This window comes from Streptomyces sp. NPDC003379 (assembly GCF_053589195.1).
This window is the reverse complement of record NZ_JBSFRK010000049.1, coordinates 21,429-33,405: the sequence shown is the minus strand read 5'-3', so window position 1 is coordinate 33,405 and position 11,977 is coordinate 21,429. Positions and strand designations below refer to the sequence as shown.

At 73.0% G+C, this 11,977-nt stretch carries 4 protein-coding genes; all 4 read right to left on the bottom strand.

All coding sequences use genetic code 11. The features are described from left to right. Positions 1–34: 34 nt before the first annotated feature. The 4 genes from ACWDVB_RS33480 to ACWDVB_RS33465 are packed head-to-tail and all read right to left on the bottom strand — an operon-like array spanning position 35 to position 11,761. Entirely contained in the window at positions 35–1,267 is a 1,233-nt protein-coding gene (locus tag ACWDVB_RS33480) for a cytochrome P450 (RefSeq protein WP_451517824.1), read from the bottom strand. Continuing rightward, positions 1,257–1,466, bottom strand: a complete 210-nt coding sequence (locus ACWDVB_RS33475; protein WP_451517823.1) for an MbtH family NRPS accessory protein — start codon at positions 1,464–1,466, stop codon at positions 1,257–1,259. The genes ACWDVB_RS33480 and ACWDVB_RS33475 overlap by 11 nt, the downstream gene beginning before the upstream one ends. A 42-nt stretch (positions 1,467–1,508) precedes the next feature. Then, a complete protein-coding gene (locus tag ACWDVB_RS33470) occupies positions 1,509–8,525 on the bottom strand; it encodes an amino acid adenylation domain-containing protein (RefSeq protein ID WP_451517822.1) in 7,017 nt (2,338 codons plus the stop codon). Positions 8,526–8,545: 20 nt separating this feature from the next. Next, the gene (locus ACWDVB_RS33465; RefSeq protein ID WP_451517821.1) at positions 8,546–11,761 is read right to left on the bottom strand and encodes a non-ribosomal peptide synthetase; all 3,216 of its coding nucleotides are present in this window, start codon (positions 11,759–11,761) and stop codon (positions 8,546–8,548) included. Positions 11,762–11,977: the final 216 nt, after the last annotated feature.

Here is an 11,977-nt window from a genome sequence, read left to right as displayed (position 1 = left end):
GGCGGCACCGTGGTGTGCCGCCCGCACCGCCCCGTCACGAACCCGCCGAACAGCGCACCGGGAGCCTGCTCACGCCGGTCAGAAAGCTTGAGGCCATCCGCTCGACCGGTCCGGCCGGCTCCAGTTCACCGACCTGACGGCACAACTCCTCCAGCATGACGCGCAGTTCCACCCGGGCCAGCGGACCGCCCAGGCAGAAGTGCGGGCCGTGGCCGAGGGTCAGGTGTCGGTTCGGGGTGCGGGAGGTGTCGAAACGGTAGGGATCCTCGAAGATCTCCTCGTCCCGGTTCGCCGAGATGTTCCACAGCGTGACGATGCTGCCGGCGGTGATCCGCCGGTCCCCCAGCTCGATGTCCACCGTTGCGGTACGGCCGATGTGCGTCACCGGAGTCGTCCAGCGCAGCACCTCCTCCACCGCGGGATCGAGCAGTCCCTCGTCCTGGCGCAGCCGCTCCCACTGCTCCGGGTGCTCCATCAGCGCCAGCGCCGCGCCCGCGGACGACAGCCGTGTCGTCTCGTCACCGCCGATGATGATGTTGTAGCAGTTCAGCAGCACCTCGGCGTCGCTGAGCCGGGCACCGTCGGCCTCCTCGGTGGCGAGCAGGCTCACGATGTCCTCGCCGGGCGCCTTGCGGCGACCGGGGAGGAGTCCTGCGTAGTAGAGCAAGATCTCCTGCTGGGCCTGCGCGGCCTCTTCCTGGGACTCCCGCGTACCGTCCGCGCCCAGCGCGGCCATGGTCATCTCCAGCATCGCGGCGCGGTCCGAGGGCGGCACGGCGAGCAGCTCGCAGATCGCGACGAGCGGGATCTGCGCCGCGACACCGGTGACGAAGTCGCCCCCGCCCGCCTCCACCAGGGCCGCCACCAGACTCCGGGTGGCCATTGTGACACCGTCCACGACCGGGGCCATGGCGCGGGCCGAGAACGCGCCCATCAACATGCGGCGCACGGCGGTGTGCCGGGGCGGATCGGTGACCACCAGCATCTGGCCGCCCGCGGAGTCCCCGCCGGTGAGCAGGGTTCCGAGCATGTTGCCCTGCTCCGAACTGAGCCGCGCGGTGTCCCGGTAGACCGCGGCGATGTCACGGTAGCGCGTGACCGCCCAGAAGCCCGGGCCGCCGTTGCCGGTCTCGCACTGGACGACCGGGTGCTTCTCCCGCAGTTCGCGCCAGGTGTCGCAGGCGTCCGGGTCCGGATGCACGGCCGGGTCGATCATGTGGAAAGGAATCGTGGGCCCGTCGACGGCGCCGGTGAGGTCAGCGGTCATGCGATGCCCCGATGAGGTCGTCCGCCCAGGATCGTTCGATCAGCTCCAGGCAGTCCGCCCGGCCGGCCGGCCCGTACGCGACCGGCCACCCCGCCGGTACGTCCGCCGCCGCAGGCCACAGCGAGTACTCGTGCCGGTCGTCGACCAGAGCGAGGAAGCGGCCCACGGAGTCGGCCGGGGCGTCGAAGGGACTTCTCACAGGTGTCTCCTGACAGGTGGGGCAGGATGCCGTCGGGATCGTTCACGCGGTGTGGTCCTGGCCGTCCAGGTGCCGGGCGAGCACGGCGGCGATCTCGGCCAGGGGGCGGGGGGCGAGCATGTCACCGTGCCGGCAGGCGACCGGATGACTCTCGATCCGCCCTCTCGTGTACGGCGCCCAGTCGTCCGGCCCCTCGGGATCCGGCGCCTTGTCCTCCATCGCCTCGAAGAACAGCACGTCCACGTCGACGGGCCGCGAGTCGTGGCGCCGCTGAGCGTTGACGTTGTTGGTGAACACCCGCGCCACCGAGGCCAGTTGATCGCTCGACAGCGTGCCGAGCGGGCTGCCGTGCTCGGTCAGGACACGCAGGGCCGTCGTCGGGTCGAGCAGTGGCGCGCCGTCCGGCTGCCGGAGCCCGAGTGAGTGCAACACCTCCGCGAGCGCCTCGGGTTGGTCGTAGTCCACCGGGCGGGCATCCGGGCGCCGGGGATAGGAGTCGAGCAGCGCCAGGAGCGCAACCTCCTCGCCCTCGGCGCGCAGCAGCCGGGCCGCCTCGTGGGCGAGGATGCCGCCCATGGACCACCCCAACAGGTGGTAGGGCCCCTGAGGTTGGACGGAGCGCAACTGTGCCACATGGTCCCTGGCCATCGCGGCCAGGTCAGGGACCAGGGCGGCGGGGTCGTCCAGGCCGCGGGACTGGAGGCCGTAGACCGGGCGCTCGGCATCCAGGTGGCGCAGCAGACCCGAGTACACCCAGCCGAGGCCGACGCCGGGGTGGAAGCAGAACAGCGGCTCGCGGCCGCCATGCGGCCGCAGCGGGATCAGCACGTCCAACGCGCCGCCGGGGTCCACCTCCGGGGCCGGACCGTCGAGGAGTGCGGCCAGACCGGCGACGGTCGGGGTGCGGAACAGCGTGTCGATGCCGAACCGGGCCCCGAACCGGGAGCGCAGCCGCCCCAGCAGCCGGAAGGCGAGCAGCGAGTGACCGCCGAGGTCGAAGAAGCTGTCGTGGGCGCTGGGCCGGCCGGCTGGCCCAGCCGCGCCCAGAACCTCGCCGAAGAGCGCGGCCAGCTCCTTCTCCAGGGCGGTGCCGGGCGGCCGCTCCTCGCGGCCCGCCGCGCTGCCGGGGTCCGGTGCGGGCAGCGCCCGCCGGTCCAGTTTGCCGTTGGGGGTGTGGGGCAGGGCCGGCAGGGTGACGACCATCGGCACCATGTGCCGGGGCAGGGCGCCCTCGACGTGGCGGCGCAGTGCCGGGCCGTCGACCGTGGCGCCGGGTTGCAGGACGACGTAGCCGACCAGCCTCCGGTCACCGGGCCGGTCCTCGCGGACCACTACGGCCGCCTGGGCGACGTGGGGGTGGCGGGCGAGGGTCGCCTCCACCTCGCCCAGTTCGATCCGGAAGCCGTTGATCTTGACCTGGTCGTCCAGCCGTCCGAGGAAGTCCAGGTTGCCGTCCGGCAGCCAGCGCACCAGGTCCCCTGTGCGGTACATCCGGGCTCCCGGCTCGCCGTACGGGTCGGCGACGAAGCGCTCCGCGGTCAGCGAAGGCCGGCCGAGGTAGCCGGTGGCGAGGCCCGGGCCGCCCAGATAGAGCTCGCCCGGCACGCCCACGGGCACCGGGCACAGCCCCTGGTCGAGAACGTAGGCGCGGGTGTTCCAGGACGGGTGGCCCACCGGAGGTGCCTGGTCGAAGGGGCCGTCGCCGAGCCAGCCGGTGGCGTAGACGGGAGCCTCGCTGGGGCCGTAGACGTTGGCGACGCGCGCCCCGGGGAACGCCGCCACGATCTCGTTCGCCACCGCGGCTCCCAGCTGTTCGCCGGCCAGCACCACCGTTCCCGCGGTGATCGCCGGGTCCAGGCGCCGGATCAGGTCGGCGAAGACCGAGGGCACACCGCTGACCAGGGCCGGGGCGGTGACCGGACCGTCCGCCAGGGTCTCCTCCTCGGCCAGGGCGAGCAGATCCCGGTGGATGCGGACGGTGCCGCCCGTCGCGAGCGGGCCGAAGATCTCGAAGACGGAGACGTCGAAGCTGACCGAGGTGGTGGCCTGCACCTGGCTGAGCCCCTCCGTGCCGAGGAAGCCGGCCAGCCAGGCCAGCAGGTCGGCCATGTTGGCGTGCGAGACGACCACGCCCTTGGGCCGCCCGGTGGACCCGGACGTGTAGATGATGTACGCCGGGTCGGCCGCGTTCAGCGGGCGCGGACGCTCCGCGTCGGTGACATCGCCGTCGGACCGGCCGGCCAGGTCGACCGTGGGATCGTCCAGGACGAGCCGCGGGACGTCTGCCACGGGCAGGGCACGGTCCGTCGCGGCGGTGGTCACCAGGAGCGTCGGCCGGGCGTCCGTCAGCAGCAGGGCGATCCGGTCCCGCGGGTACTGCGGGTCGGCGGGCAGATAGGCGGCGCCGGTCTTCAGCACCGCCACCAGTGCCACGAGCAGATCGGCGGAGCGGGGCAGGGCGAGCGCGACGATGTGGCCGGGGCCGGCGCCGCGGGCGAGCAGTTCCCGGGCCAGCCGGTTGGCCCGCGAGTTCAGCTCCGAGTAGCCGAGCGTGGTGCGGCCCTCGACCACGGCCGACGCGTGCGGCCGCTCCCGCGCCCGGGCCTCGAACAGCGCCGGGAAGAAGCGGTTGCCGTCCCGGGGGACGGGAGCCCCGTGCCACCGGCCGAGTCGGCGCAGCTCCGCCTCGGAGAGCAGCACGGTGTGTTCGTACCGGTCCCAGGGAGCAGTGACCAGCGCGGTGAGCGTCCGACGGTAGTAACCGCCGATCTCGGCCACCTGCTCGTCGGTGAACCGGTCGGCGTCGTAGCGCAGATGCAGTCGTACCGCGGCCGAGGTCAGGTCCTGGGAGAACTCGGCGCCGAACGGGATGCTGGTGTTGGTGACGCGCCGCTCGTCGAGCACCTCCAGTTCCGCCGTCCGGTCCAGGACCGAGCGGTAGACGTGGAAGCGGGTGAAGTTGAAGAAACTGTCGAACAGCTCCCGGCCGCCGACGGCACGCTTGATCTCCGGCATCGGGAAGCGGCGGTGCGGCTGTACCGCGATGTCGGTGCGGTTGACGGCGGTCACCAGGTCGTCCCAGGTGCCGCCGGTCAGCCGGGTACGGAAAGGCAGCGTGTTGAGGAACATGCCGAGCACCCGTTCGCCGTCGCGGTCCTCGGTACGGCCGTTGTAGACGACGCCGGTGACCACGTCGGTGCTGCCGGTGAGCAGGGAGACCACGCGCAGGTGGGCGGCGAGCAGAAGGGTACGCACGGGTACCCCAAGCCGTTTGGCGCGCTCGGTCAGTGCCGACGCCTCGTCCGGCGGCAACTCCACGGGGGCGATGCGCATGTCGGGCCGCCCGGTGGCGGACCGCAGCCGGGGCAGGGCCGCGAACTCGCAGTCGGCCAGGTGCTCCGCCCAGAAGGCGCGGTGCTCCTCGTCGGCCACGGCGGCGCGTTCCTCCGCGACGAACGCGCCGAACCGGGCGGCGGGCGGTTCGGGGAAGACGATCCCGGCTGTCCGTGAGCCGTCGACGCAGCGCAGATAGCGGTCGAACAGCTCGGTGATCAGCGAGCGCTCGCTCCAGCCGTCGAGGATCGCGTGGTGCTCCGTGACCCACAGCTGGAAGGTGTGGTCGGTCAGCCGCTGCGCGTGGAACCGGATCAGCGGGGCCTGCTCCCAGGAGAACGGGGTCTGCTTCTCGGTGGTGAACCGCTCGTCCAGGGCGGTTCGCCGACAGGCCTCGTCCAGGTGGCGCAGGTCCTCGAAGAAGACCGGGGCCGTGACACGGCGGTGCACCAGCTGCAGTGGTTCACCGAAGCCCTCCAGGTGGAAGGAGGTCCGCAGGATCTGGTGGTCGGCCACCATCGAGTCCAGGGCGGTGCGCCAGGCGTCCTCGGACCAGGCGGCCCGGATGTGGTACCCGCAGACGTTGTGGTAGATCCGCTCGGCCGCGTCCAGCCCGCTGTGGTAGAGCATGCCGGCCTGCAGCTGGGAGAGCGGGAAGGCGTCCTCGACGTCGGCGGGCAGCGCGGCCCGGTCCTCGGCGGTCAGCAGCGACAGCGGCCCGTACCGGGAGCCCCCGCTGCCGGGGGCGACGAGTGCGGTGTGCGGGGCCAGCTCCCGGATGGTCTGGTACCGGAGGAGGTCTTGGAGCCGGAAGTCCAGCCCTCTCTCCCGGGCCCGGCTGAGCAGGGCGATGGTGCGGATCGAGTCGCCGCCCAGCAGGAAGTAGTTTTCGTCGGTGCCCACCCGCTCATGGCCGAGCACCTCGCTCCAGACCTGGACGAGGATCTCCTCCGCCCGGTTGGCCGAGGCGGTGACCGGCGCGTCGGCCGCGCGGGACGGGGTGGGCAGCCGGCTCCTGTCGACCTTGCCGTTGACGGTGAGCGGGAAGCGGTCGAGCACCACGAAGGCTGCCGGAACCATATGGGGAGGCAGTGTGTCGAGGAGGTGGTCCCGCAGCTCGGAAGCGCCGAGGCCGGCCCGCTCGGAGACGACGTGGGCCACGAGCCGTGGGCCGCCGTCCCGGCCGTCGTCGACGGCCGACACCAGGGCCTCCCGTACGTCCGGATGCCCGACGAGTGCCGCCTCCACCTCCCCCGGCTCGATCCGAAAGCCCCGAATCTTCATCTGGTCGTCGGCCCGGCCGCAGTACTCCAGTTCCCCGCCGGGCAGCCGCCGTACCAGGTCGCCGGTGCGATAGGCCCGGCCGCCGGGCAGCGTGACGAAGCGGGCCGCGTTCAGCTCCGGGCGCCCGAGGTAGCCGCGGGCGAGTCCGGCGCCGCGCACGTACAGTTCGCCGGTGACCCCGTCGGGCACGGGGCGGCCCCGGTGGTCGAGGACGTCCAGCGCTAGGTCCGGGATGGCGACGCCGATGACGCTGCCGGTGCCCTCCTCGGCGTCCTGCGGAGAGATGGGCCGGTAGGTGACATGAACGGTCGTCTCGGTGATGCCGTACATGTTCACCAGGCGCGGTCCGCCGGGATGCCGTTCGAACCACGGGCGCAGCGTTCGCGGCTCCAGCGCCTCGCCGCCGAACACCACGTGCCTGAGGGCCGGTACGGCGACGTCCGCGCGGTTCTCCTCGCGCATCAGCACGGCGAACGCCGACGGGGTCTGGTTGAGGACGGTGACACCTTCGGCGCCCAGGAGCCGCAGGAACGCGCCGGGGTCCCGGCTGGTCTCGTAGGGGACGACGACGAGCCGGCCGCCGTGGGCCAGCGCACCCCACAGCTCCCACACCGAGAAGTCGAAGGCGTAGGAGTGGAACAGCGTCCAGACGTCGTCGGGGCCGAACCCGAACCAGTGCCGGGTCGAAGTGAACAGCCGGGCGACATTGCGGTGCGGGACGAGGGTGCCCTTGGGTTCGCCCGTGGAACCGGAGGTGTGGATGACGTACGCCAGGTCGTCCGGATGGACCTGGTGGTCCGGTGCCTCGGCCGGGTGCGCGGCGATGACGGCCGCGTCGTCGCGGAGCGAGACCACGGCGCCGGTGAAGCCGTCCAGCCAGGCGCCCGGCCGTCGGTCGACCAGTACATGGGTCAGCGCGGTGTCCCGCACGATGAAGGACAGCCGGGCGTCCGGGTACGCCGGGTCCAGCGGGACGTAGGCCCCGCCGGCCTTCTGGATGCCCAGGATCGCCACGACCAGGTCCGGGGACCGTTCCGCGCTGAGGCCGACCAGGACCTCGGGTCCCACACCGAGTTGCCGCAGGTGCCGGGCGAGACGGTTGGAGCGCCGGTCGAGCTCGGCGTAGGTGAGCTGTTCCCCGCCGTGGCGGACCGCGACGGCGTCGGGCCGGTCGGCGGCATGACGGGCGAACCGGTCGAGGAGAGTCTCCTCGCTCGCCTCCGGCGCCGCGTGGGCGGTCTGCCCGGTGGTGGGCACCGCGAGGGTGTGCACCGGATCGCTCGGGCTCCGTACGACCTCGGTGAGGAGCTGGACGTAGTGCCGGGCGAACTGCTCGGTCAGCCAGTCGGGCCAGGCGGTGTCGAAGCGGGCCTGCCCATCCGGCGTGACGGTCAGCCGCAGCGCATGGGGGTGCGGCGCGGGGGTGTCCTGGCGGGTGACGACGACCCCGTCCGGCAACTCCCGCACGCCGGTGTGCGTCGCGCGCAACTCGAAGGCGACGGGGAGCGGCGGCCGTTCGTCCGGCCAGTCGGCACCGGCGCCGCCAAGGGCCAGGTGCCGGAGCCTTCCGAGTACGGTGCGGAAGTCCGGGTCCCCGGACAGGTCCGCGTGGACCATCGAGGGAGTGGTGAACGGGCCGACGGCGGAGGCGAACGCGGTTCCGCGCTCATCACGGGCCGTGGCGAGGAGGATGTCGTCGGTGTCCGTGTACCGGGCGACCAGCAGGGCCAGCAGGGCGGTCAGCCCGTCGTCGAGGCCGGTCCCGGCCTTGGCGCACAGCTCGCGCAGACCCGTGACGGCCGCATCCGAAAAGCGCAACCGGTGGGTGGCGGCTCGGTCGGGAAGGACGTACGGAAGCCGCAGGGCTGTCAGGTCCTCGGCGTCCTCGTACGCGTCGACGGGGCCTTCCGCGGCGGCCGCGGCGTACTCGGTGAACTGCGGTGCGGGCGAGGCGGGCAGGTGTGCCGCCTGCGGTCCGTCCTGGGCCTGCCAGGCGGTCAGGAGGTCCTCGAGGAGAAGGTCCAGAGACCGTTCGTCGGCGACCATGCGATGCAGGGTCAGCGTCAGCCGGAGACCGGTGCGGCCGGCAGGTTCCAGGGCGGCCCGCACCAGCGGTCCCCGCTCCGGGTCGAAGGCGGCGTCCGGCCCCGACCACAACGACGGCGGTTCGCTGTGCACCGACTGCACCAGGGTGGTGCCCTCGAAGGTGAAGCTGGTGCGCAGTGCGTCGTGGCGCCGGACGCACTCGACCACGGCGGACCGCAGCCGCGCGGTGTCGGTGGTGCCCTCGAAGGTGACGGTCAACCGCACTTCGAGGGCTGTGTGGTCCGGCGTCAGCTCATGGGCGACATACAGCTGCTGCTGGTGCGGTGTGGCCGCGACGGCGGTCTGCGGCAGGGTGGCCGTCGGTGCCTGCGCGTGGCCCGTCTGATGGGTGCTCACTGATCATCGACCCTTCGTCGTCACGGGTGTCGCTGCTGGGATCGTTCGGTCCGTCGGTGCCATTCGCCCAGTGCCCTGGCACGGGAGGCGCCCCGGGCGGGGGTGCGGGCCGGGCGGGCGTCCGGGGTGTCCGCGCCGCCCGGGTCGCCCGGTGGGGCGTCGAGCCGCCGGGCCAGGCCGCGGACGGTGGTGTGACGGAAGAGTTCGGCGGCGGTCAGCTCCGGATACCGGTCTGTCAGCAGGACCAGCACCCGCAGGAGTGCGGCGGAGGTGCCGCCGAGATCGAAGAAGGTGGTGTCCAGGTCGGCGACCGGCGCACCCAGGACGCGTTCCCAGGCCCGGCGTACGGCGTCGAGGGCCCGCCCGGCGGGCTCGGCGTCCGGCGGAGCGGACCGGGACGACAGCGCCCGCGCCGCCCAGCCGCCCGCGGTGGCCCGGTCCAGCTTGCCGTTGGGCAGCTGGGGCAGTTCCCCGACGAGCAGCCACACGACGGGCACCATCGCCGGTACGAGAGAGGCGGCCGCGTGCCGCCGTATCTCCTCCGCCTGCTCCGGTGGCGCCGGCACGGGCGTGCCGGGATCCGGGGTGCCGCTCGCGGGGACGAGACACGCGGTGACCGTGGCGCCGTCGGCGGCGACGGCGACGAGGGCGTCGCGGACCGCCGGGTGGGAGCGCAGCACGCTCTCGATCTCGGCGAGTTCGATCCGCTGGCCGAGGATCTTCACCTGGCCGTCGGCACGGCCGAGGAACCGCAGGCCGTGCTCGGGGTCGAGAACCGCGAGATCGCCGGTGTCGTACCCGGCGCGGCCGTCGTACTCCCGGAACCGGTCGGCGGTGAGGTCGGGCCGCCGCCAGTAGCCGGAACCCACGCCCGCTCCGAGGATCACCAGCCGGCCCGGCACGCCGGGCGGCAGCGGCCGATCGTGGGGGTCGACCACCAAGCACTCCTCGCCCGCCAGGGGGTGGCCGATGTGCACAGGTACGTGCGGCCGTACCCGCCACACCGTCGACCACACCGTGGTCTCGGTCGGGCCGTAGCAATTGAGCACCTCGCCGGGGACCAAGGCGTCCAGCCGGTCGGCCAGGTCACGCGGCAGTTGTTCACCGCCCACCAGCAGGATGCCGAGCCGGCCCAGCAGACGACGCCCGTCCGGGGCATCGGCCAGGATCCGCGCCACCGTGGGGGTGCACTGGTAGAGGGCGCCCGTGGGTACGTCCTGACCGGCGACCTCGCGGTGCCCGGTCAGCAGGACGGTGCGGCCCGCGGTGAGCGGCCAGTACAGCTCCAGTGCGCTGATGTCGAAGGAGACGCTGGTGGCCGCGACGGTGACCGCGGGCGGGCCGGACAACTCCCGGTCGAAGGCGGCGAAGAGCGCCGACAGGTTCTGGTGGCGGACGATCACGCCCTTGGGTCTGCCGGTCGACCCGGACGTGTAGATGACGTAGGCGGGGTCCTCCGGGCGGATCCGCGGCCATCGCGCGGGTTCGGGAGCCGTCGCGTCCGGTGTGAGGGCCACCCCCGCGGCCCCGGGGTCGGTGCCGGATACCGGGGTGCCGATGATCGCGGACGGCTGGGCGTCCTCGATCATCAGCCGGAGCCGGCCGGCGGGGTAGTCGGGGTCGAGCGGCACGTAGGCGGCGCCCGCCCGCCAGACCGCGAGCAGTGCCACCAGCAGATCGGGGGTGCGCGCCAGCCGCACGGCCACCCGGTCTCCGGGCCGTACCCCCGCCTCGATCAGTGCGGCGGCCAGTTTCCCGACCCGGTGGTCCAGTTCGGCGTAGCCGACCTGTGCGCCGTCGTACACCAGCGCGGTCGCCCCCGGGGTGCGCCGGGCGTGCTCGGCGAGGTGGTCGGGCACGGCCGGGGGAGTCTTCGGGTGCGGCTGCGCGCCGGCCTTGGCCGCGGCCGCGGGATCGCTCTTCCCGGCGCCGGTGCCGGCCGCCGGATGGCCCTCGTCAGCGTCGGCTTCCGGGCCCCCTTCGCCGGTCAGCCGCAGCCGGGTGAGCGGCACGGCCGGATCGGTGGTGAGGGCGGCGAGGGCGCGTAACAGGTGCTCGGCGAAGAGTTCGGCGGCGCTGGTGGGCAGTTGGGCGCGGTCGTGTTCGACGCTCAGGCCGGCACCGCCGTCGGGGGCCCGGTGCAGGGTCACCGCGAGCGGGTACTCGCCGGCCGCCACGGAAGGCGGGGTGAGCTGCCATACCAGGCCGCTCGCGGTGAGCCGGGCGGGGGCGGACGCCTGGGTGCAGATGATCCCGGTCAGGGGTTTGCGTCCCGGGCTGCGCTCGGCCCAGCTCACCCGCAGGATGTCCTCCACGGGCAGCTCGGCGTGGTCGAGCGCGTCGAAGAGGGCGTCGGCGGCACGGTCGCACACGGACGCGGTGTCGGCCCCGGCCAGCCGGAGGCGGACGGGCAGGGTGTTCTGGAGACAGCCGATGACGTCCTGGTCGGCCTTGGTGCGGGTGGTGGCGACGGTGGCGAGCACGACGTCGTCACTGCCGCTGTACCAGCCGGTCAGCACCCCCAGGGCGGCGAGGACTTGGGCGAACGCGGTCGCCCCCGTCTCCCGGGCGTGCCGGTGCATCGCCGCGCTCAGCGCCACCGGGATACGCAGGGTCACCGTGGCATGGCCGGGCGGTTCGGCGGACGCGATCCGGGGCAGTGCGGTGTGCGCGGGGCAGCTGTCGAGGCTCCGGGACCAGAAGGCCTCCAGTGCCGCAAGGCGGTCGGCGCCCGGTGCCGGTCTGCGGTCGTCGGCCCTCCGCGGCGGGGTGCCGGCGTAGGCGTCGGCGAGGAGCCGCAGCAGGACGGCGGCCGACTCCTCGTCGAACACCGCGTGGTGGACCCCGACCAGGCAGTGGGCGGCGTCCCCGGTGACGACGACACGGATCCGGCACAGCGGCCCCTGCCCGTGGACGAACGGGGCACCCGTCTCGGCGGTGCGCGCCGTCAGCGCCGTGTCGTCCGCAACCCGTTCGGTCGCGATGTCGACCTCGGCGGCGGTGTGCAGGCGCCGCAACAGGCCGTCGGCAGTGGGGTGCAGGGACGTCCGCAGTGCCGGCTGGGCGGTGACGACCGCCCGGACGGCCGCCGTCAGCCGGTCGGGGTCGACCGGGCCGTCGACGCGGATGTGATGGAGAAGGGTCGCCCGGCCGCCCTGCTGGTCGAGCAGGAAGAATCTCGTCTGCTCGGCACTGGCCGGACCGATCGCATTCTCTGGATCTGCATCGTCAGACATTCGCAGAGCCCCCGCCTCAAATCCGTGCGACGAAATAACAGCGCCACGCTAGGAAGATCCTTTTACGGTGTCAAGGAAGAAGTTCGGTTGACTGTTCCCGGGGCGCACCGGTGGTTTTCCACGCGTAATGGGACATCAGCGGTGTGACGCGCGTCACGTTGATCATCGATGGGGTGGCTCTGTACCGTGGCCTGCGTATTCAGCCTGCAAGGTCCT

What these genes read in the sequence shown, in the direction of transcription:
- ACWDVB_RS33480 (WP_451517824.1), bottom strand. Translation starts at nt 1,267, where the DNA reads ATGACCGCTGACCTCACCGGCGCCGTCGACGGGCCCACGATTCCTTTC.
- ACWDVB_RS33465 (WP_451517821.1), bottom strand. Translation starts at nt 11,761, where the DNA reads ATGTCTGACGATGCAGATCCAGAGAATGCGATCGGTCCGGCCAGTGCC.